Below are 21,861 nucleotides of genomic sequence, written 5' to 3'. Positions count from 1 at the left end.
GTCTGTTCACAGTGGAGGAACAAATGAGTACCACTTTCTACAATCCAAATGAGGGAAATATCCCAACGGCTGAAATACCCCGCAGACAGAGTCTCACGAACGTTGAGTCGGAGGCCGACAATTTCCTCGGCTCGCAACCGTTGTCACCATCGAGCTTTCACGATGGAAATTACGCGTATGGTGACTCTAATGTCTCAGACGATGATTTGATCACTGCCGCACAAGGCGGAGATCAGCAGGCATTTGTTGAACTGTGTGGACGGCATTCTTCAATCGTAAGAAACAAGATACTCAGGATCGTGCGGAACCAAGAGGACGCAGAAGACGCACTTCAGGACACTCTATTGCGAGCCTGTATGCATGTGACTTCCTTTCGCCGGTCCTGCAAATTCTCCACTTGGCTCACAGCCATCGGAGTGAATTCGGCATTGATGATTATGCGGAAACGAAGAGTTCGCAGAGAAACCTTTGCTTGTACGAACAGCTTGGACACGGGAATAGTGGAACTACAACAGTTCGTAGATCGATCGCCAGGACCTGAAGGGATCTGTCTGAAACAACAGACCATCCTTCTTGTGAGGCGAGAAGTTGAGAAGTTGCCCCCGAGGCTGCGCTCCGTCGTCAACCACTATTACGGATCTGAGTGTTCCCTGGAAGAAACGGCGAAGGCGCAGGATATCTCTTTGGCCGCAGCGAAGTCTCGTCTTCTGCGGGGGAAAGTGAGGCTGCGCTCCTCACTTGCGAGATATGGAATCTCCAAGCCCCGCAAGTGAGTTGTCCACCGCTACGAAGCACCGCTTCAATCGTTAATGTGTAAGGTTCGGGACCTCACCAGGAACTGCGTGCAGTACCGAGATTTCCGATCAGTAGGATCGAACCACGACTTCCGATGAGAACCGCTACTTGTATCGAGGAGGATTCCAGATCGCAATCCGGGTGCCGAGTCCAGGCCCTTATACCGCAAACATCGTCCGAGGCTATTCCATATTTATGTAATGCCACGCCGTCGAGGTAAACGCATTCTGGGTTGGCATTGCAGGTATAATGCCTAACGTCAAGGGATTTCGCAAGGCGCGTCTCGATCGCACCGTTATCGGTGGGCCGCTGACCGTTAAGTGCCTGTTCGGAAGGAGTCATTCATGGAACCGGCGAATGAGCTTGTCTATATCGTGGACGACGAGACCAGCGTCGGAGAGGCGCTGTCTACGCTCTTACGGGCTAACGGCAAGCGCGTGCAGATCTTTACGTCTGGACAGGACTTCCTTGATTTTGCCCGCCGAGACTCTTGCGCGTGTCTCATCCTCGATCTCAAGATGCCCGGATTGGGTGGCCTGGAGGTCCAGAAGCTGATTTCGACAAAGACTTCAATACCTGTGATCTTTCTCACCGGGCGAGGCGACATCCCATCAACCGTGAGAGCGATGAGAGGGGGCGCAGTTGATTTTCTCACCAAACCGGTTGATGAAGATGCGCTTCTCGCTTCAGTCGAGCGGGCCTTGCGGCAAGATTACGCGACCCGTCAAGAGGCAGTGGAGTATGCCAGGCTAGTGGCTCGGTATGAATCCCTGACCCCGCGCGAACGAGAGGTCCTTTCACTTTTGGCAAGAGGTCTGCTGAACAAGCAGGCGGCCTTTGAATTGGGGATCACCGAGTACACCGTCCAAATCCATCGTGGGCACATAATGCGAAAGATGGAGGCCGACTCCTTTGCGACATTGGTCAAGCTGGCAGGCAAGCTCGAGCTCGAGATGATGAGCACATCCCATGGGAAGATGTAAGACAGTTTTTCCGCAAGATTGAGTAGAGTCTATTTGGTTGACTCGAGGGTTACCCATGAGTGCGCAGGCCTGTTCGATCGCGGTTATAGATGACGATCCCCGAGTTCTTGAATCACTCGCGAACCTATTGTCCTCATTTGGGTATAGTGCCCAGACCTACGAATCCGCAGAACAATTTCTAACATCCGGTACACTTTCCCAAACGAACTGCATCATCTCGGATGTCGAGATGCGACAAATGAGCGGTCTCGGCCTTCTACAACATTTGAAAAACAGCAACTGCGCCGTCCCCGTAATCATCATTACAGGAAAGCCGTCGGAACGATCGGAAGAGTTTTATCTGGAAAGCGGTGCCTTAGGCTTCTTCAGAAAACCAGTTGACGGAGATGCTCTGGTTGAATTGGTCGACTCAGTCTGTGTCTAAATTGAGCTTGCCTGTGGTTCGCTGGTATCGTTATGTCAATCGATTGCGACTCCCAAATACGAAGCTCACAAGTACGAGGTGCTCATCAATCTACGCTGACGGTGCGCGCCTTCGCAGTGCAATTGAAAATTAGCCCAGCGATGCCGATCGGCACGCGTGCAAGTCTCTACTCGGCAAAGCCCACTACGTGATGGCCAAGGGTCGCATTTACCGCCGCGATAGCCGATGTGCATGCGTCCGGCGACCAGCGTTTGCAGCTTCGCGACACGATGTCTGGCGATGGCAGGGAGATTCTGCAACGGGCCTTCAGTGAGCGTAACCGCGTTGTCGAATCAAGTCTGGACTATGCCTGGGGAAAGAAGCATAATGTCGTGGTTAAGAAGGCTGGTCCGTCAACCATTGTTGAAACCAGCGTCCTTGAGATGGAGGGCGATCTGAAGTATTTCTTCGCAGAGGATATTGGAACAAGACAGAGAGGCTGAACAGGACCGAAGGCTCGTTCACAAGCGCGGCGCAAGGAGTTTCCTGGGCGATCAGCAATCTGCAGCGGCAGCCGACTACCGTGTACTGCTGATCCCCGACATAGTTGAGCTTGACGTGCGGTTGGATGCAGGCGCATCGGCTTTTGATCTGGCCGCTAGGTGGAATTGCGAGGCAGGAGAATGTGGCTTGGTTCGCAAGATTCACGATGTCAGGGAAATTCGAGCGAGGAGGAAGAGGAGCATGAAATATACGATTAAGCGTATTTCAACAGCCGGGATCGGCGAGGCCATTGCGAAAGCGGAGCTATATCGCTCGCTCAACGAGCCGGAGGAGGCAGAATCTATCTGCCTCGATATTTTGACCGTCGAACCGCAGCATCAGCTTGCATTGCGTTTACTCGGCCTCGCACTGACAGATCAGTTCACCGGCCGCGGGTCCGATCGTTACCGGGAAGCCGAAGAGCTCTTCCGGCAGCTTCAGGATCCGTATGAACGGCTTTACTACGCAGGGATTTTGCACGAGCGACGCGCGAAAGCGCAGCTCAACGCCGGGCAACTGCCACTTTCTCTGTTAGCGCTTTTCGACCAGGCCCTACGCTCTTTTGCTGAGGCTGAAAAGATCCGCCCGGAAGGAAACGATGATGCCATCCTTCGCTGGAATCGCTGTGTTCGTCTGCTGCAAAATCCAGCCTATGAATGGGATGGATTGGAAGAGGAATTCGCTTCCCTGGACGCCCAGGACGCCCCGCCAAGATAGCAAATCTCCACGGCACATTGAGCATCGAGTTTCAGTCAGAGGATTCGAAAGAGCCGCTTTAGAGGATCGAAGTAACGATCCACCACGCGCTCTTTGAGCGGAATAATCGCATTCTCGGTAATCGTGATCGATTCGGGACACACCTGCCGGCAACAAGTCGTGATGTTGCAGTAACCGAGGTTGTGAATATGCCTCAAATCGCTGACCCGGTCTTCGATATCAAGCGGATGCATTTCGAGTGCAGCAGCATAGACGAGCAGACGCGGACCGATAAACTCCTCGTGCTTGTGATGCTCTCTTAGAACGTGGCACACGTCCTGGCAGAGAAAACATTCAATGCACTTGCGAAACTCCTGCACGCGCTCGACGTCGGCCTGCTGCACGCGCCATGTGCCATCGGCTGCATCGGGTGGGCGCGGCTTGAATTGCTTGATCGTCTTCTTGGCCCGGAAATTCCAAGAAACATCCGTAACCAGATCGCGTATGATCGGAAACGCGTGCATTGGCTCCAGAATCACTGGCGCGTTCAGATTGATTGCACTCAGTCGGGTCATGCACATGAGCTTGGGTATGCCGTTGATTTCGGCAGAGCACGATCCACACTTGCCGGCTTTGCAGTTCCATCTCACCGCTAAGTCGGGCGCCTGCTGCGCCTGGATGCGGTGCACGGCGTCAAGGACGACCATCCCCTCCTCAACCGGCGTTGTGTAGTCCTGGAATGCGCCGCCTGCTGGATTTCCGCGCCAAATGCGAAATGTCGTTGATGTGGCCATCGATTCGTCTCCCGCTATTTCATCTCCTCAACCACTGACTTCAATTCGTCAGGCATCGGCGTAAGTGCGCGCTTCTCGACCTGCATTTCACCGTCTGCTCCGCCCCGGATGACAATGTTGTACTTTCCCCACTCCGAATCTTTGTTGGGGAAGTCTTCGCGGAACTGCGCGCCGCGGCTCTCTTTTCGCAGAAGCGCCGCACGGGTAATCGCTTCCGACACCATCATCAGATTTTCAATATCAATCGTCGTGTGCCAACCATTGTTGTACTCGCGATTGCCTGTGACACCCGCTTTCTCTGCTCTTGCGCTTAATTGCCCGATTGCATCGAGCGCTTGCCGCATTTCACTCTCGACACGCACAATCCCGACAAGGTCCTGCATGGTCTCCTGCAGATCGTATTGAATCTGATATGGATTTTCGCCGGATGGACCGCGGTCAAAGGGCGCAAGGGCCGCCGCTGCCGTGGCTTGTATCTTCGCTTCGTCGACGGTTACCGGGCCGTTGGCATTGGCGAATGCTGCGGCAAAGTGTCCTGCGCGCCGTCCGAATACGACGAGGTCCGACAGGGAGTTTCCGCCCAACCGATTCGCGCCGTGCAATCCTGCCGCTGCTTCTCCGGCTGCAAAAAGTCCTGGCACAGTGGACATCTGCGAATCGCCATCAACGCGGATTCCACCCATCATGTAATGAGTCGTGGGACCAACCTCCATCGGCTCTTTGGTGATGTCCAGATCGGCGAGTTGTTTGAATTGGTGGTACATGCTTGGGAGCTTGCGTTGAATGTGCTCCGCTGCTTTCGGCATGCGCTCTTTGATCCAGGAAATATCGAGGAAGACACCGCCGTGCGGAGAGCCACGGCCTGCCTTCACTTCACGATTGATGCACCGCGCAACGTGATCTCTCGTGAGCAGTTCGGGCGGACGCCGCGCATCCTTATCGCCCTGCGTATACCGCCAGCCTTCTTCTTCAGAGTCTGCAGTCTGCTCTTTGTAGAGGTCGGGAATGTCGTCGAACATGAACCGGCAGCCTTCGCTGTTGCGCAAGACGCCGCCTTCGCCGCGCACGCCCTCTGTTACGAGAATGCCGCGCACACTAATCGGCCAGACCATGCCGGTCGGGTGAAACTGAACGAATTCCATGTCCTGGAGTTCGGCTCCAGCGCGATACGCCAATGCGAGGCCGTCGCCCGTGTATTCCCAACTGTTGCTCGTCACCTTGAAGGCACGCCCAATTCCGCCGGTGGCCATCACCACTGCCTTCGCCTGCCACAGTTGGAACCGACCCTTCTCGCGGTCGTATCCGCACGCTCCGGCAATTCGGTTTCCGTCAAGCAGCAGGCTGAGCACGGTACATTCCATGTGGACTTCCATCCCCGTATGGATGCCGTGATCCTGGAGTGTGCGTATCATCTCCAGGCCGGTGCGGTCGCCGACGTGGGCCAGCCGGGGATACCTGTGTCCGCCGAAGTTTCGCTGAAGAATCTTGCCGTCTTTCGTGCGATCGAAGAGCGCGCCCCATGCCTCGAGTTCACGCACGCATTCCGGCGCTTCCTTGGCGTGCAGTTCGGCCATGCGCCAGTTATTGAGATACTGACCGCCGCGCATCGTATCGGCGAAATGGACGCGCCAGCTATCGCGATCGTCGACATTGGCAAGTGCCGCTGCGATGCCACCTTCGGCCATCACGGTATGCGCTTTGCCGAGCAGCGATTTGCAGACCACTCCTACCTTTGCGCCGTTAGCTCCGGCCTCAATGGCGGCGCGCAGGCCTGCTCCGCCTGCTCCAATCACCAGAACATCGTAGGAAAACCGTTGGAATTCTGGCATCTAGAGAATTCTCCAGTCATGCCAGATACCCATCGAGCAGAGGCGGATGTAGATATCGGAAAGCCCAACCCAAAACAGGCTCGCCCAGGCCCATTTCTTGTGCCCCGCGTTCAGGCAACTTACGCAATCGTAGAGCTTGTGTCGTACAGGGTGATTCGAAATACGGTCAAATGTCCCACCGATCAGGTGCCGGAACGCATGACACCCGAATACATATCCGCCAAGGAGTACGACATTCACGACGAGAACGAGACTGCCAATCCCGATCCCAAATCCCTCGGGAAAGAAGAACGACTTCACGGCGTCGTAGACGAGAAAGCCCCAGACGATGTACGAGAGCCTCAGAAAGTAGCGATGAAAATTCTGCAGAATAAGCGGAAAGGTTCGTTCCCCCAGATAACTCTTGCGCGGCTCGCTCACCGCACAGGCCGGTGGATCGGCCCAGAACGATTTGTAATACGCGCCGCGGTAGTAGTAACAGGTCAAGCGGAACAGGCCAGGTATCCAGAGAATGAACAGAGCCGGGGAAAAGGGTAGAAAGTTCGGATACCAACTCGGTTTCGGGCCAAACAAGGCGTGCGGGGAACTGCCGAAAAGCTCGGGGGAATAGAACGGTGAGATATAAGGTCCGTAGGTGTAGTGGCTGTTCTGGAACGCCGCCCAGTTCGCATAGACCAGAAACGAGGCGAAACCTAGAAAGACTGCCACCGGAGAAAGCCACCAGGCGTCGCGCCTTGATGTTTGGCCAAATTTGCCGTTCTTCCAGACAACATCGGGAGCTGACACGAGTCCCTCCATGGCGGAGGGATTCGCGGACTACGCCCATCCCGCCCGATGGCATCGCATTGTATAGTAAACACGCCGCCGCAAGCCACCGCCATGTAAATCAAGCGGAATCCGGACCGGCAGCCATGCGAGCCTGACCGCACTTCTGATTCATGATTGTTTGGAATTTGGACGCGAGGGGCGAAAACTCCGCTTTGAGCTCATCCCCCACGGCACGTGACAGCTAAACTCTGCACGTTAGAGTCGCTGTGTGCTTCCGGAAAGATAACGGAAGTCATCTAGTGTCCGCCGGTCTGTCCAGGCGTGATCTCCGATTGAAGCCAACAAGCCAAACCGCGTTCCAACTTCGGCTCGCATCATTCTTGCGGTTCTGGGCGGGCGATCTGCAAGTCGGAACGTTCTTATCTATCAACAGAATCAAAGTGGGTTAGATTCCACACCTTTCGGCACACCTATTCCACTTTGCCTCAGGCAGATGAAGACGACGTCAAAGTGGTGCGGGAATTGATGCGGCACGCTAACGTAACAACCATGAACGTTTACACTTGGCGCTTCACGGCCAAGAAGAGACGGAGCCGGGTCGTGGACGCGCTGATGGATCGAAATTGGCGGGCTGAAACTGCGGTGCGGAAGATAGTTATCGAACCGATGTACAGCAGTTCGATCGTCAAAACTTCTAAGTAGTTGATAAATATGGTAGGCACGAGGATACTCGAACTCCTGACCTCTACCGTGTCGCGGTAGCGCTCTCCGAGCGCGCTCAAAGAAATTTCGTGCCTTTCCCTTGACAGTGATTTACACGGAAGTCGCCTTTCGGGGCAGGTGGGACTTTTCTTCTTCAGTTGGCGATTTCGAGACGAAGCACGTCGGCATCTTCACGGTTTCGCAGCTGGTCGGCGATCCAGATGTATGGTCCGTCGCCGTTTTGCAAGCGAAAAATGCGGATGACTTGTTGGTCTGCGCGAATGTATCCGGCCTTTGTGTGAGCTGGATGTCCGAGCGGGATGTGGAATTATCATCAGAACACCGCTATTGTTTTCTCCATAGATCAGCATTGGTATTCCCAGTCGAAGCGTATATATATATGACTGACGTCTGAGAACACCGCTACGACAATCCAAAAACGTGGTGCGATAGCGGGCTAACAGTCAAATATTGCTAACATTTGGAGGAATATGAAACCTTCCCCTTGCACTTCCTCCATCAAAAAGCATCGATCGAATAGACTCCTCCTGTTCGTGAGCGTCCTTCTCTCTGCCTGCAATTCGAATAGGGTGCCTCCCAAACCAAACGTTCAAATCACGCTAGTCCCCGCCGCCAATCCTGGAGGTCCGGTACAACTGGATTTTATTGAAGGACGGGCAAGCGGCGTGAAACCCGGTCAACAGATCGTACTTTACGCACGTAGCGACATTTGGTGGATTCAACCTTTTGCGAATCAGCCTTTTACGAAAATTCAACCCGATTCGACATGGAGAAACGCGACCCATCTCGGTACCGATTATGCAGCGATCTTAGTTGAGCCCGGCTTTCACCCTGCAACCAAGGTTGCGACTTTGCCCGCACAAGGCAACGGCGTGGTCGCAATCGCTACTTCGAAGGGCATGCCTGCTGCACCGATTGTTTCTAAGGTCATCCACTTTAGTGGATATGACTGGAGCGTGCGTAACGCGGCGAGCGACCGAGGAGGGCAACCCAACTCCTACGATCCCTCGAATGTATGGACCGATAAGAACGGCTATCTGCATCTTCGCATGGAGGAGCACGATGGCCTATGGACATGTGCCGAGGTTAATCTGACCCGCAGTCTTGGTTATGGTTCGTACATCTTTGTCGTTCAAGATACCGGTCATTTTGGCCCATCTGCTGCTCTGGGGTTATATACAAATGATGACTTTCGAACGGATGACATCCCTGGTGAACTTGACATCGAATTGAGCCGCTGGGGTATTACAGACAGCAAGAATGCGCAATATGTTGTCCAACCTTTTTATGTCCCTGAAAACGTCTCTCGATTCACGGCCCCGGCCGGAGTGCTGACCCACATGTTACGTTGGGAGTCCGGACGCGTTTCCTTTAAGACTGTCCGCGGATCGGGGATAGGCCCCGGAGCCGCGACCATTAGTGAACACATCTTTACCTCGGGAGTTCCGACTCCTGCCAAGGAAACGGTTCACATGGGCTTGTACAGTTATCGACCTACGAAGACTTCACCTCAACAACCAGTCGAGGTTGTGATTGAAAAATTCGAATTCCTTCCGTGAAATCGTGATGCAGAGGCATCGGCTACGCAAAGGACTCATAAATGGGATCGCGCTCTTATGTCTTGTGAATACTGCTTTTGGATTAGACCCCACCCGGAGAATCTCACAATACGTACATGACAAGTGGGGCGAAGATAAAGGATTTATTGGAGGAAGGATTTACGCCATTCGCCAATCGGCCGATGGTTATTTGTGGATTGGAACCGAAAGAGGTCTGGTTCGATTCGACGGGTCCAATTTCCTTTTGATTCAGCGGCCTCTTCCAGATTCGCCTCCGATTAGTCCCGTGCGCGGCCTCGTTACCGATGCCAGCGGGAATCTGTGGATTCGTCTCGAAGGTCCCCGCATGCTTCTTTATCATGACCGGAAGTTTGAGGATCCATACACAAGATTCGATCTTCAGGACATCACCTTTACAGCGACCGCTTCCGACGACAAGGGGCGCGTCATTCTCTCCGGACTCGGGGATCGGACATTCCGATATGAGGGAGGACGCCTGGAGACAATAGTCAGTGCAGAGCAAAATCCCGGTATTGTCATCTCCCTGGCTGCGACGCGAGACGGGAGTATTTGGCTCGGCACACAAGATAACGGTCTCTTTCGTCTGAGTCAGAGACACATTTCCACAGTTGCGCAGGAGCTCAAGGATTCGAAGATCAATGCTCTTCTGCCCGCAGACACCGGCGGCTTATGGATTGGAACCGACAACGGCATTCATTTGTGGGAGGGTGGCGTACTGGCCACCCTTAACTTGACTTCTTCGTTGAAGCAATTACAGATTCTGGCGATGGCCAGAGATCGTGACCTAAACATCTGGATTGGAACGAACCATGGCATCTTGCGCATTACTCCATCCGGCGCTGTTTCGCTTGACCTGCTCAACCCAAAGCCTGGGTTTGAAGTAACAGCAATCTATGAAGATCTCGACGGAGATATTTGGTTTGGCGGTTCGCGAGGAGTCGAGCGGCTGCGAAATGGAATGTTTACAACCTATTCGACTTCTGACGGTCTTCCGTCAACAGGGATTGGCTCAGTCTACCCGGACTCCACGGGCCGGATCTGGTTTGCGCCGCTCTCGGGTGGCCTCTACTGGATGAAGGGAGGGCAAGTCGGTCATATAACTCTCGATGGACTGGAACACGATGTTGTGTATTCCGTTAGCGGTAGCGACGGTGAAATCTGCGTCGGCCGGCAACATGGCGGTCTCACAGTGCTGGCCGGAAAGGGCGATTCATTTACGGCCCACACCTATACGCAGGCGGATGGCCTTGCGCAGAACAGCGTTTATTCCGTGCACCGTGAACGCGATGGGACGATCTGGGCTGGGACTGTAAGTGCTGGTGTAAGCAGATTGAATGGCGGGAAATTTACCAATTATTCGGACTCCAGTGGACTCCCCTCGAATGCTGTCAATTCCATAGTCGACGGCTTCGATGGGACAACATGGTTGGCTACCCCCAGCGGTTTAGCTTCGTTCTCAAATCGGCATTGGACGATTTACACAGCTAGCGACAGCCTACCATCGTCAATAGTAAGAACAATCTTTGAAGACACAAAACATGTGGTGTGGGTAGTAACTCCCGGCGGTCTGGCGTACATATCCTCCGGAAAAATCAAAGTTCCACCGAGGCTGCCTGAGGCATTACGGGAGCAGATCTTCGGAGTTGCGGAAGACGGGATGGGTTCCCTCTGGTTCACCACCTCAGATCACGTACTTCGCGTCAATAGGGACGGGCTGTTGAGCGGATTGCTCTCTGATACCGATGTTCAAAGCTATGGAATCTACGACGGCCTCCAGGGGGTGGAAGGCGTGAGTCGCGACCGCACCGTAGTTGCTGATCCTGAAGGACGCATCTGGATTTCGCTTAAGTCGGGTTTGTCCATGGCCGATCCGATCGTCATCTCCAGAAATTCGATCCCAGTCGCAGTGCGAATCGAATCTATGTCCGCTGGCGGAAATCAGGTTAATGCGCAGAACCCCATCCAGATTCCCTCTGGAATTCAGAGCATTACCTTGAATTACGACAATATGAACTTGGCTGCGCGAGAACGCATCCGTTTTCGCTATAAGCTCGATGGTTCCGATCAAGGTTGGAGCGATATCGTTGCGTCAAGGCAGGTTGTCTATAAAAACCTGGGCCCTGGCACATATCTCTTCCGTATTGTTGCCTCCAACAGTGTCGGTCTTTGGAATGGTCCGGAGACTTCTGTCCCTTTCCTGATCGAACCTGCATTCTGGCAAACGTGGTGGTTTCGAGTGACTTGTCTTGCAGGGTGTTGCCTGACGATCCTCGCCATTTATCACTTACGCATTCACCAATTGACGAAACGATTGAATGTTGGCTTCCAAGAACGGCTCGCCGAGCGTACGCGCATTGCGCAGGAATTGCATGACACACTGCTGCAAGGTGTCCTGAGCGCCTCTCTCCAGCTTGATGTAGCTGAAGACCAACTCCCGGAGGACTCTCCGACCAAGCCTCTCTTGAAACGGGTCCTGCAATTGATGCGTACGGTCACTGAAGAAGGAAGAAATACGCTGCGTGGGTTACGCACAACGGAATCGGGCAACCAAAGCCTTGAGACTGCCTTCTCGCGACTACGACAGGAATTTCCCCTGGACGACAAAACTGATTTCCGCGTTATCGTTGATAGTGTCACGCGTCCATTGCGGCCGCTGATCCGCGATGAAGTCTATCGCATTGGCCGCGAGGCTTTATTGAATGCATTTATGCATGCACAGGCAAACCGCATCGAAGTCGAAGTAGAATATGCGAGTAGACATCTTAAAGTGCTGGTGCGCGACGATGGCCGTGGAATCGATCCTCAAGTGCTGCATACAGGTCGTGAGGGGCACTGGGGACTCGCCGGCATCCGAGAGCGCTCCGAAAGAATTGGCGCTAATCTAAGACTTCGAAGCCGCATTGGCGCAGGAACTGAAATAGACTTAACGGTTCCCGGCACGATCGCATTCGAAAAAGGTTCGAATGGCCCGATATCGCAGTGGTTCCGTTGGCTCAGCCGAGAGAGGCTCGAGACACCGAAGCATGACAAAGCGAAGCGAGTACATAAATGAGCGCTACCCCAAGGATTCGAGTCTTCTGCGTTGACGACCATCCTCTCATGAGGGAAGGCATTGCGGCCGTCATCAGGAATGAATCTGACATGCAATTGGTTGCAGAGGCATCAACTGGACACGAAGCCATTCAGGGATTTCGTGAACATCAGCCCGACGTGACACTCATGGATGTCCGGATGCCGGATATGGGGGGCATCGACGCACTGCTTGCCATTCGCACAGAGTTTGCAGATGCCCGAGTGATCATGCTAACGACGTTTGAAGGAGACGCCGAGATTCAGCGCGCGCTGGGGGCGGGAGCGCAAGGTTACATGCTCAAAAACATGCCCAGAAAGCAGCTCGTAGATATGATCCGCAATGTGTATGCCGGGAAGAAACAAATCCCTCCCGAGGTCGCAATTCACCTCATCGAGCATATTGGAGATGAAACATTGAGCAAGCGAGAGGTTGAGGTCCTTCAGAAGATCGCGGGGGGAAATCGCAACAGCGACATCGCAGCGCTCCTTTTCATCTCTGAAGAAACGGTGAAGGGACATATCAAGCACATCATGGAAAAACTGGGCGCAAGCGATCGCACCGAGGCCGTCGCTGTCGGAATTAGACGCGGGATCATACATCTCTAGTTTTACCTGCATTTCCGAGTGCTTTCGAGTTTCCAAGTGGTGTAGAAAAAGCACTCGTTCTGGGGGTCCACTTCGCAGCGAAATAGGCTAGTCTTCTTCTGGCGTGTCTTTGCGCCTGAGGAGGCACCGGCTGCAAAGGCTCTTTTCCAGCTTCCCGGAGGGTTGGCCAGGCATCGGCCTCATCTTTCTGCGGCTTACTGTTGCTGTCAATGCAATCATTTACGCAATTGAAGCGCTCGTTGGACCCAACGGTCATTCGATTAGCGCTTGGGTCGTTGGATCGCTCGCAATCGCTGTTGGAGCAGCGATTTTCGTCGGCTTTCTCACACCCGTTGCAAGCGCCGCGGCAACAGTTGGTTATCTTATGACGGGCGTTTCGCCGTCTTTGATGACTGAAGCGAACAACCACATCAGTGCGTTAACTGCATTCAATCTGGCTGCGATATCCGCCGCGCTTGTTTTGCTTGGCCCGGGCGCTTTTTCACTTGATGCGCGTCTCTTCGGTCGTCGCGAAATCATTATTCCTGAAGGCCGCGTTCAACTCGTCGATGATTCTCAGAAAAATTCTCCACTTGATTGAGATTGAACGCAAATAATTGTCCCGATGCCTGGGCATCATATCCCCCTAAATAGTGGTATCCGATACCCATCCATCATTAGCGTTGAAAATACCTTCCTTAGCGGGATGCACTCGTCCGAGTCTTCCTTCATAGTCACTTCAGCAGTATCGAGCACGGAGGACAAATCAGAGAATCACGAATCATCGATTCTCTGAATCGGGTGAAGCTTCAATTGGAGGTTCGGTTTTCGCGATGTTCCATTTGGATTATCTCTCTTGTTTCCTCACCGTCCTAGCGACAATACTGCTCGCACGAAAATCCCGGATCGGACTCCTTGTCGCAACAGCCAACAGCTTGATCGTTTGTGTAATTGGATTGCGAACGTCACAGCTTGGCCTTTTTCCCGCGAACCTGTTTTGCATCGGCGTATACGCGTTCAGTGTGCGATCGTGGCTCAAGGAACGAACACACGCAAATCCAGATCAGGCGCAGCGACAGAAATCGCTCGTCGTACCTGCCATAATGGTGCCCCTCAAAAAGGGCTGCCATCGTCATATAGCAGATCATCAATCCTGAAATTAACATCTGCAACTAAGATCGGGCATCCGGAGGAACACCATGCGTGCTGACTTAACATTTATGGCTCTCGCCCATGCATCGAATCGCTATTTACTCACTCGGCTGATAGCAAAGGCAACCCGCAAAATGCATCGCCCTAACACTCGGTTGCAGGATACGATGAACGACGTTTTCGAGCGGTTCGGCTGCTCAAAACCAAGAGCAGACCGCCGTGCTGCGGAGGCGACCAGCCGTTCGGAAGGCCGTGCTGCATGACGTCTCCGCAGTCAATTGGATTTCAGCCCTCCCCATTACGAAGCTAGGAATAACAGCCATGGCAACTTCATTCACATCCGTATCATTTACCCCATCACCGAAAAGCGCATCATGGTGCTTCCTGCTGCTCGAGCACCTGGATGAATTCGCAACGCTGGTTTGGCATCTCGTAGCAGATGGCAAGCTCGTCGAAGACACATTCGCGCGCACGATGGCGAAGCTCGATGTGACTGCATTTGAATCTTCTATTCCGGCACTCGCTTACAGTCAGGTTCGAGACGTTCTCATCACTCAGGCGATTGCGGTACTGTCGGACGCGCGCAGAGAGGAAGATGAGAACCAGTTTTTTCAGTCGAGTTCTATTGGTAGCTTGCCCGATCTCCCCCGCCTGGCATTCATGCTGAGATTGATCATCCATTCGCCTGAAAGAGAGGTTGCGAAGTTTCTCGGCCTGTCGCCATTTGAGGTGCAAGGACTTGTCAAGCATGCGATCGATCGTCTCAGCGTTGTTCCGCCTATCTCAGAATCGACAGGTTGTTATGACGCATAGGTGGCCTTTAGTTTTCGACTCACCGTGAATAGGTACAAGGACCTGCGAATTTCGCGGTGGCCCAGCCATGGGTACGGTTGCAAGAGTGCTTTAATAGCCGATCTTCCTGCTGAGCTGGCCACCGTATAGCACGATCGCAGGTATTCAACGCAGTCAACAGTTTCAAAGCAACAGTAGCGAAAAAAGATAGAACGATCAACCCCTAATCTCGAATGAGGCACATGCACACAGGTTGGGCTTCCTCAAGCGATCAAGCTGAGGCACTCGTCACTGGAGAGTACTTCTATCACTTAAGGAGGAAGGGTGCTCTTCCAACTGCCCACGACATTGCGAATCAAGATCGGCTCCTCGCAATCTGCGAGCGCCTCAGCGGTATCGCTTTGCCCGAGTAGCGGGCTTGATAGGATTTTTTGGTGACGACGCGGCTTCGATTGGCGGTGTCACCCATAAGAACAAAAGAAACCAGGAGCCATCAACATGTACGCAGTCATGGGAATCACAGGGAAGGTAGGCGGCGCCGTCGCGCGCACCCTTCTTGCAAAGGGCGAGAAGGTTCGAGGGATCGTAAGGAATCCCGAGAAAGCAGAGGAGTGGCAGAGGCGAGGTGTGGGGCTCTTCAAAGCCGACTACGACGATGTGGATGCGCTAACGACCGCGTTCACCGGTGTCGCTGGCGTCTTCGTCATGGTTCCTCCAAACTTCGCACCGGCCCCAGGCTTCGCCGAGACCAAGGCGACGTTGAAGGTCCTGCATGAGGCACTATCAAGATCTCTGCCGTCGAAGGCGGTTTATCTGTCATCCATAGGAGCGGAACAGGCCAGTGGATTGGGTTTGATCACAAGCTCACATCTCCTCGAAGAGACGTTGAGCGATCTTCCGTTCTCTCATGCATTTCTGCGCGCCGGCTGGTTCATTGAGAACTCAGCCGGTGACTTACCGAGCGCGCGGAATGAATGTAAGATCCGGTTTCAGCTCCATCCGCTTGACCGAAAGTTTCCCCTCGTTGCGACCGCGGACATCGGCAAGGTGGGTGCACAAACGCTTACCCAGAGCTGGACCGGAATTCGCCATATCGAAGTTGCGGGCCCGGAAGGTTACAGCCCCCTCGACATAACAAATGCTTCCGCAGAAGCAGTTGGACGTCCCGTCGAGGCGATTGCCGTTCCCAGGGCGGAATGGGAGACGTTATGGGTTTCACAGGGGATGCCAGAGGGACGAACGGCGCCTCGAGCGGAGATGGTCGATGGATTCAATTCTGGTTGGATTCACTTTGGCGTCCCAGGAACAGAGCATGTAAATGGAGCGACGCCGCTTCGTGAGGTGATAGCTCAGCTCGTGAATCGCGGCTAACTCCGCCGTCCTCAATTCGATTCTTAGGGCCGAATCCCTTTCTCTTGCAGTGTGACTGGTTGAGCAGAATTCTCGGGCCGCATCGACGAGCCCTCCGCAATAGGGCTTTGCCAATCGGAAGGTTTTATTCGCGCCAGGCCAGATCGGCGAAATGCTTGGGACCAATGATTAGTCGTCCATACCACGGTCAGAAGGATAAATAACGGTCGCGAATCATCTATGAAGAGTTCAACGTAGCGTGAGGCACAAAAACACATCCGCTGGATTTGAGCCGCACGAAGATGCCTTTCGACGGCTGTGTTTACCTCGCCGATTGTCTTGAGGCAACCGGCCGCGAGCACCAAGAACCGGATCACAAGGGGGAACAGTGAGAACGCACCTTAGGAAGCCAGAAGTTTCAGACGGCGGCAATGTCCTCGAGTTTCGTAAGGGCCTTGGTCCGGATCTGGAAAACAAGATGCAGAAGGGCGAACCGCGCCGACTGATTGAGACGGAGAGAATGTCAGCAATTGGCATCATGGCATGCTCAATATTCCACGATATGCGCCACGCACTTTCGGCGATCTATGCGAACGCCGAGTTTCTCGAGCGCAACGATTTATGTGCGAGCGTGCGTGCTGATCTTCTGCTCGAAATTCAGGAAGCAATACTAGCGACGACGGAGCGCATTGATTCACTACTGCAATTCGGCGGGAGTGGACGGAACAATCCGCTGGTTTATGAGCGTGTTTCTATGGTTGTTGAGAAAGCCGTTGCGGCAGTGAAGTTTCATCCAGACGGGCGGAACGTGTTCGTCAGAGCCGGCGAGTTCCCGCCGGCAAAGGCAGTTATGGATGTAAGGAATCTTGAAAGTGCCATATACAACTTGCTGCTCAATGCCTGCCAAGCTGCGACACGCTCAAGTCACGTACCTGAGGTGGAGATCCAACTTACTGAAGTCGATGAACTGATCTACCTCACAATCCTGGACAATGGTCCTGGCATACCTGCCTCTGTCCGGAGAACATTGTTCGAGCCCTTCGTGACCGCAGGAAAACCCAACGGAACAGGCCTTGGTCTCGCCTTGGCTCGTCGAGTAGCTGAAGAACACGGTGGCAGCGTCTGCCTCGAAGAATCGAATCGAGAGAGGACCGTATTCACGCTGAGCCTAACGAAAAACAGATCATTACCTTTAAGACCTCAAGAGCGGTAGAGCCTGCTTCGAGATCTGCCGCAATGGATTGCGAACTGCTCATAAAGAATCAACAACCGAGATGGGAGCTCATGAAATCTCGGGAGGCAGAAATATCCAGCAATCAGAAGGTTCTATGCCCTTGTTTACCGTAACGATGAAGTCCAATGGGCCAATCAATGATAAAGACCGCCTTTCCAGAGCTATCCATGCTGCAAGCATTGCTGCTGGATATCAGAGGACAACCTTTTCCAACGTTTCCTTTCGTTGGGACCAAGCGACTTCAGGGTTGATCTGCACTATCAAGCACTGCCCAAGTCGCGCACCTGCCAGATGTTGATGATTGAAGTGCTCGTATCTTCAGGGACTGACACCGATCGAAAAAGAGTCTTGTTATCTCCCTGATAGAGAAGCTTGGCGAAGCAGGCATCGATCTGAATAGGTCAATGCTCGCGTTGGCCTGTTGGCAACAATTGATCCCATCAGTCGTTCACGGACAATGGGAAGTGTGCCTTGACAATCTCTCTATACTTGTTTACTCTATGCCTGCAGTGAACAAGTCTATGACAGAAACCAATTCACGCGATTTGTTTCCGGGCGCGCTCGAGATGATGATCCTCGAGTCGCTTCGCCGTGAGCCGGCCCATGGATATGCGCTGGTGCAGCACATCCAGCAACGGTCCAACAACCTGCTGCAAGTGGAAGAGGGTTCGCTCTATCCAGCGTTGCAGCGGTTGCTGAAGGCAAAGCTGGTGAAGGCGGAGTGGAAACTCTCTTCAACCAATCGCCGAGTGAGAACCTATCAGATAACTGCTGCAGGCCTGCGCCGCCTGGAGCAGCAGATTTCCAGCTTTGAGCGCATGTTTGAGGGCATCTCACTGGTCTTGAACCCGGGTAAAGTCACAACAAGTTGATGGGGCCAGCTGAAAGGAATCTCCAATGGACTGGATTCCGCAGATTTTCCGCCGCCGTAAGCTCTACGAAGATCTCTCCGAAGAGATTCGCCTCCACATTGAAGAACGTACCGAGCAGTTGATGTGTGAGGGGATGAGTGCCGAAGAAGCGGCGCGGGCGGCGCGGCGAGCTTTCGGCAACCGGATGCTGCTTGAGGAACGCAGCCGCGAGGTGTGGCAGTGGCCGACGCTGGAATCGATCTGGGCCGATGTGCGATTTGCGCTGCGCCAACTGCGCAAGTCTCCCGGCTTCACTATCACTGCCGTTTTGACACTGACGCTGGCCATCGGCGCCAACGCAGTCGTCTTCGGCGTATTGAATGCGCTCATCCTGCGTCCGCTGAATGTGCCTCAGGCAGAGAGCCTTTTCGTAGTCCAACATGGGAGCGACGTCGGGTCCCACTCCTATCCCGATTATCTCGATCTTCGCCAGCGCAATCGTAGCTTCGACGATGTGGCTGCCTGGGCCATCTCTCAGGCAGGGCTGGACACGGGCAAAGATCCATCCAATGTCTGGGAATACGAAACCAGCGGAAACTACTTCGACGTATTGCGCATTCAACCGTACCTTGGGCGATTCTTCCACGCTTCCGATGAGCATGGCCCAAACAGCGCGCCGTTTGTCGTGCTCTCCTACGCATATTGGCACAACCATTTTCAGGACGATCGCACCATGGTGGGCCGCGTTGTTCGGCTCAACAGGCATCCATTCACCATCCTTGGCGTGGCACCTCCAGGGTTCCAGGGGACCGTCTTGTTTTTCGCGTCGGATATCTTCGTGCCCATCGTGAACCATGAGCAGTTATCCGGCGACAAGACGATATTGAACGCGCGCGGGATCCGTTGGATGTTTGAGATGGTGGGACGTCTGAAGCCGGGAGTCACTCCGGCGCAGGCCACTGCCGATCTGAACTCCGTGGATTCGTATCTTAAAAAAAGCTATCCCAAAGAAGAAAGTAATGACCCTTATACACTGGCGCGGCCTGGTCTTCATGGCGACTATTTGAACGGGCCAACACGGGCTTTTCTCACCGGGTTGATGCTCCTCTCGGGTTTGATACTGTTGGCGGCCTGTGCCAACCTGGGGAGCCTGTTTGCGGCGCGGGCCGCCGACCGTTCTCGCGAAGTGGCCTTGCGCCTGGCTCTTGGTTCGAGCCGCAATCGCATTTTGCGCCAGCTGTTCACCGAATCCGTGCTGCTTTCGCTCGCTGGAGGCGTTGCAGGACTCATAGCAAGCATTCTGCTTTTGCGCCGGTTGAGCGTGTGGCAGCCATTTCCGCGATTCCCCCTCCATGTGCCGGTAAGTCCGGATGCTAACGTTTATTTGGTAGCTTTGGTCTTGGCGTTGGTCAGCGGAGTCCTATTCGGAATTATTCCCGTGCGCCAGATTCTCCGGGCCAATCCATACGAGATCGTCAAAGCGGGATCGACAGGCGCGTTCGGGCGCCGAATTACCGTGCGAGACGTATTGCTTGTCGTCCAAATTGCGATCTGTGCCGTACTGGTCACTTCGTCGATGGTTGCTGTGCGTGGACTCATGCGCTCTATGCACAGTAACTTCGGTTTTGAGCCGCAGAACGCGATGCTGGTGGATACTGATCTGACGGCAGCAGGCTACAGCGGCGAAAGAGTACCTGCAATGCAACGGCGCATGATCGATGCCATACAAGCGATTCCCGGCGTTGATTCCGTAGGATCGGTGAATTATCCGCCGCTAGAACCTCCCGGTACTTGGCAAGGGATCGTCTATACCGACACAACCACGGATCTAAGCCCATCGAAAGCGGCGGCCGACCCTAATATGTTCAACATATCTCCAGACTACTTCCGCGCATCCGGGACGTCTTTATTGGCGGGCAGAGCCTTCTCATGGCATGACGACACAAACGCCCCGCGCGTGGCAGTGGTGAACCGGGAGTTCGCAAGCAAGGTACTGGGCTCCGTACCGGACGCTGTCGGCCGGTATTTCAAGCTGCAAGATGGCACGCGCGTGCGGGTGGTGGGTCTGGTCGAAGACGGAAAATACGTGAACCTCACCGAAGGCCAGAAGCCCGCGATGTTCTTTCCCCTCCTACAATCGCCAGCCAGTTGGATATGGCTGGTGGTCCGGTCGAGCCGCGACCCGCAGCAACTTGCCGCGGCCATGAGGAGTGTGCTTCGGGACATCGATCCTGGGATGGTTCTGGCGATTCGACCGTGGAGCACAGAACTGGCGGGAACTTTGTTCCCCTCGCGCATGGCAACAGTATCGCTGGGTGTGCTGGGCATAATGGGCGCGATGCTTTCGATCACAGGTATCTTCGGAATGGCTGCCTACTCAGTGAGCAAGCGGCTCAAGGAGTTGGGAATTCGCGTGGCTCTCGGCGCACAACGCAAGGAAGTGTTGCAGGCCGCGCTGGGACGTGCGTTCAAACTGTTGGCGATTGGCTCGGCGGCGGGATTGGTGCTTGGAATCCTGGCTGGCAGGGTTCTCGCTTCTATCGTCTATCAGGCCACACCGCGCGATCCAGTGGTGCTGATCGGCGTTGTTCTAGCAATGGCTGCGCTGGGATTGCTGGCTACGTGGATTCCCGCGCAGCGTGCGCTATCCGTCAATCCCCTGATCCTGCTGCGCGAAGACTGAGGCAGCGGGGTTCCGCCTCGAATGGGCGGATCCTCCATGTAGTCAGGACTACCACAACGATCCATTCTCGGTTTATGCCAAATCACCAACTCGCTCATTGAGACCAGGAGCACATGTCCGTATTGTTTGAATGCTAAGTCGAGGAGGAGCACGAGGTGTTGCAAGACGCTGAACTCAGCACCCAGCTGATTCAGAGAACGACCTTGGAGGCTCCTCAGACTAAGTACTTCATTGGACTGGATGTTCACAAGAAGACGATCAGCTATTGCGTGAAGGACGCAGCTGGCCGTGTGCACCAGGAAGGCAAGATCGGATCAACTCGCCGGGAACTGGACGGCTGGATCCAGACGATGCCGCAGCCCCGCATGATCGCCATGGAAGCGACGATCTTTACCGGGTGGATTTATGACTACCTGCTTCCTCATGCTGAGAAGGTGAAGGTCGCGCATCCAGTGATGCTGAGGGCGATCGCGGCGGCCAAGAAGAAGAACGACAAAATAGATGCCGGCAAGATCGCTGACTGTCTGCGATGCGATTTCCTGCCGGAGTGTCATATGGCTTCGACGGAGATCCGGGACCGAAGCCGGGCGCTCCGTTATCGGAACCTGCTGGTCAGGCAGACGGCGCAGATGAAAAACCGAATCTCCGGCCTGCTGATGGAGACCGGAGTGAGCTACAACAAGCAGCGACTGCACAAAGTCGGCTACTTCGCCGATCTGATGACGACCAACGAAGAGGTGGACGAGAGCATACGGCCGCTGTTGAAGCTGAGCAGGGAGATGATCCGCCGCTCGCAGAAGCTCGATTACGCGCTGGTCAGTTCGTTGGAACGTGATCCGTTCCTGAAGGAGCGGCTACGGCGGCTTCGAACCGTGCCGGGGGTGGGGCCGATTACCGCGCCGGAGTGATCTCTCAGGACACCCTCCCGCAAGGGCGCGAGAGATGGCTGCTCGCAAGACCCAGTGGCGCATTTTCGGAAGGTTCGGAAAATCATTTCTTTCCCGTGCTCGTTGCGAGTTCTTCTCGAA

Annotated in this window: 18 protein-coding genes; 15 read left to right on the top strand and 3 right to left on the bottom strand. The window is 54.3% G+C overall.

What is annotated here, in order from left to right:
* Positions 1-23: 23 nt before the first annotated feature.
* The 5 genes from OHL23_RS28805 (at position 24) to OHL23_RS09400 (ending at position 3,441) form a co-directional block, all read left to right on the top strand.
* On the top strand, positions 24-773 hold the full coding sequence (locus OHL23_RS28805) for an RNA polymerase sigma factor (protein WP_396127305.1): 750 nt from the start codon (positions 24-26) through the stop codon (positions 771-773).
* Between the two features lie 366 nt (positions 774-1,139).
* Complete coding sequence (locus OHL23_RS09415; protein WP_263351523.1) at positions 1,140-1,778, top strand: response regulator transcription factor; 639 nt, start codon at positions 1,140-1,142, stop codon at positions 1,776-1,778.
* Positions 1,779-1,833: 55 nt separating this feature from the next.
* Entirely contained in the window at positions 1,834-2,202 is a 369-nt protein-coding gene (locus OHL23_RS09410) for a response regulator transcription factor (protein WP_263351522.1), read from the top strand.
* 227 nt (positions 2,203-2,429) lie between these two features.
* The gene (locus tag OHL23_RS09405; protein ID WP_263351521.1) at positions 2,430-2,684 is read left to right on the top strand and encodes a hypothetical protein; all 255 of its coding nucleotides are present in this window, start codon (positions 2,430-2,432) and stop codon (positions 2,682-2,684) included.
* Positions 2,685-2,871: 187 nt separating this feature from the next.
* Positions 2,872-3,441: a hypothetical protein gene (locus OHL23_RS09400; RefSeq protein ID WP_263351520.1), complete on the top strand. Its 570-nt coding sequence runs from the start codon at positions 2,872-2,874 to the stop codon at positions 3,439-3,441.
* A 35-nt stretch (positions 3,442-3,476) separates the two neighbouring features.
* On the opposite strand, the gene OHL23_RS09395 is transcribed toward OHL23_RS09400, so the two are convergent.
* Genes OHL23_RS09395 through OHL23_RS09385 form a run of 3 tightly spaced genes read right to left on the bottom strand, consistent with a single transcriptional unit; the run spans position 3,477 to position 6,829 of the window.
* Positions 3,477-4,214, bottom strand: coding sequence for a succinate dehydrogenase/fumarate reductase iron-sulfur subunit (locus OHL23_RS09395; protein WP_263351519.1), 738 nt, complete (start codon positions 4,212-4,214; stop codon positions 3,477-3,479).
* A gap of 14 nt (positions 4,215-4,228) precedes the next feature.
* A complete protein-coding gene (locus OHL23_RS09390; protein WP_263351518.1) occupies positions 4,229-6,043 on the bottom strand; it encodes a fumarate reductase/succinate dehydrogenase flavoprotein subunit in 1,815 nt (604 codons plus the stop codon).
* A complete protein-coding gene (locus tag OHL23_RS09385; RefSeq protein WP_263351517.1) occupies positions 6,044-6,829 on the bottom strand; it encodes a succinate dehydrogenase in 786 nt (261 codons plus the stop codon). It lies immediately after the preceding gene.
* A gap of 1,370 nt (positions 6,830-8,199) precedes the next feature.
* Between OHL23_RS09385 and OHL23_RS09380 the strand changes: the two genes are divergently transcribed.
* The 10 genes from OHL23_RS09380 (at position 8,200) to OHL23_RS09330 (ending at position 21,741) form a co-directional block, all read left to right on the top strand.
* On the top strand, positions 8,200-9,093 hold the full coding sequence (locus OHL23_RS09380; RefSeq protein ID WP_263351516.1) for a LamG domain-containing protein: 894 nt from the start codon (positions 8,200-8,202) through the stop codon (positions 9,091-9,093).
* 7 nt (positions 9,094-9,100) lie between these two features.
* Positions 9,101-12,166: a sensor histidine kinase gene (locus tag OHL23_RS09375; RefSeq protein ID WP_396127325.1), complete on the top strand. Its 3,066-nt coding sequence runs from the start codon at positions 9,101-9,103 to the stop codon at positions 12,164-12,166.
* Positions 12,163-12,792 carry a response regulator gene (locus tag OHL23_RS09370; RefSeq protein ID WP_263351514.1) on the top strand — a complete coding sequence of 210 codons (630 nt, stop codon included), beginning with the start codon at positions 12,163-12,165 and terminating at the stop codon, positions 12,790-12,792. The genes OHL23_RS09375 and OHL23_RS09370 overlap by 4 nt, the downstream gene beginning before the upstream one ends.
* Before the next feature lie 364 nt (positions 12,793-13,156).
* Entirely contained in the window at positions 13,157-13,372 is a 216-nt protein-coding gene (locus OHL23_RS09365; RefSeq protein ID WP_263351513.1) for a hypothetical protein, read from the top strand.
* An 803-nt stretch (positions 13,373-14,175) separates the two neighbouring features.
* The gene (locus OHL23_RS09355) at positions 14,176-14,736 is read left to right on the top strand and encodes a hypothetical protein (protein ID WP_263351511.1); all 561 of its coding nucleotides are present in this window, start codon (positions 14,176-14,178) and stop codon (positions 14,734-14,736) included.
* Between the two features lie 477 nt (positions 14,737-15,213).
* On the top strand, positions 15,214-16,086 hold the full coding sequence (locus OHL23_RS09350; protein WP_263351510.1) for an NmrA family NAD(P)-binding protein: 873 nt from the start codon (positions 15,214-15,216) through the stop codon (positions 16,084-16,086).
* Positions 16,087-16,453: 367 nt separating this feature from the next.
* Positions 16,454-17,278 (top strand): ATP-binding protein, encoded by an 825-nt coding sequence (locus OHL23_RS09345; protein ID WP_263351509.1) that lies wholly within the window; start codon positions 16,454-16,456, stop codon positions 17,276-17,278.
* A 542-nt stretch (positions 17,279-17,820) separates the two neighbouring features.
* Positions 17,821-18,171, top strand: coding sequence for a PadR family transcriptional regulator (locus OHL23_RS09340; protein ID WP_263351508.1), 351 nt, complete (start codon positions 17,821-17,823; stop codon positions 18,169-18,171).
* Positions 18,172-18,196: 25 nt separating this feature from the next.
* Positions 18,197-20,833 (top strand): ABC transporter permease, encoded by a 2,637-nt coding sequence (locus OHL23_RS09335; RefSeq protein ID WP_263351507.1) that lies wholly within the window; start codon positions 18,197-18,199, stop codon positions 20,831-20,833.
* Positions 20,834-20,988: 155 nt separating this feature from the next.
* Complete coding sequence (locus OHL23_RS09330; protein WP_263351506.1) at positions 20,989-21,741, top strand: IS110 family transposase; 753 nt, start codon at positions 20,989-20,991, stop codon at positions 21,739-21,741.
* Positions 21,742-21,861 lie beyond the last annotated feature (120 nt).

The sequence above is a fragment of the Acidicapsa acidisoli genome, assembly GCF_025685625.1.
GTDB lineage: Bacteria > Acidobacteriota > Terriglobia > Terriglobales > Acidobacteriaceae > Acidicapsa > Acidicapsa acidisoli.
This window is presented reverse-complemented; position numbering and strand designations above follow the sequence as displayed.

What these genes read in the sequence shown, in the direction of transcription:
- OHL23_RS09350 (WP_263351510.1), top strand. Translation starts at nt 15,214, where the DNA reads ATGTACGCAGTCATGGGAATCACAGGGAAGGTAGGCGGCGCCGTCGCG.
- OHL23_RS09370 (WP_263351514.1), top strand. Translation starts at nt 12,163, where the DNA reads ATGAGCGCTACCCCAAGGATTCGAGTCTTCTGCGTTGACGACCATCCT.
- OHL23_RS09410 (WP_263351522.1), top strand. Translation starts at nt 1,834, where the DNA reads ATGAGTGCGCAGGCCTGTTCGATCGCGGTTATAGATGACGATCCCCGA.
- OHL23_RS09375 (WP_396127325.1), top strand. Translation starts at nt 9,101, where the DNA reads ATGCAGAGGCATCGGCTACGCAAAGGACTCATAAATGGGATCGCGCTC.
- OHL23_RS09415 (WP_263351523.1), top strand. Translation starts at nt 1,140, where the DNA reads ATGGAACCGGCGAATGAGCTTGTCTATATCGTGGACGACGAGACCAGC.
- OHL23_RS09390 (WP_263351518.1), bottom strand. Translation starts at nt 6,043, where the DNA reads ATGCCAGAATTCCAACGGTTTTCCTACGATGTTCTGGTGATTGGAGCA.
- OHL23_RS09395 (WP_263351519.1), bottom strand. Translation starts at nt 4,214, where the DNA reads ATGGCCACATCAACGACATTTCGCATTTGGCGCGGAAATCCAGCAGGC.
- OHL23_RS09365 (WP_263351513.1), top strand. Translation starts at nt 13,157, where the DNA reads ATGACGGGCGTTTCGCCGTCTTTGATGACTGAAGCGAACAACCACATC.
- OHL23_RS09335 (WP_263351507.1), top strand. Translation starts at nt 18,197, where the DNA reads ATGGACTGGATTCCGCAGATTTTCCGCCGCCGTAAGCTCTACGAAGAT.
- OHL23_RS09340 (WP_263351508.1), top strand. Translation starts at nt 17,821, where the DNA reads ATGACAGAAACCAATTCACGCGATTTGTTTCCGGGCGCGCTCGAGATG.
- OHL23_RS28805 (WP_396127305.1), top strand. Translation starts at nt 24, where the DNA reads ATGAGTACCACTTTCTACAATCCAAATGAGGGAAATATCCCAACGGCT.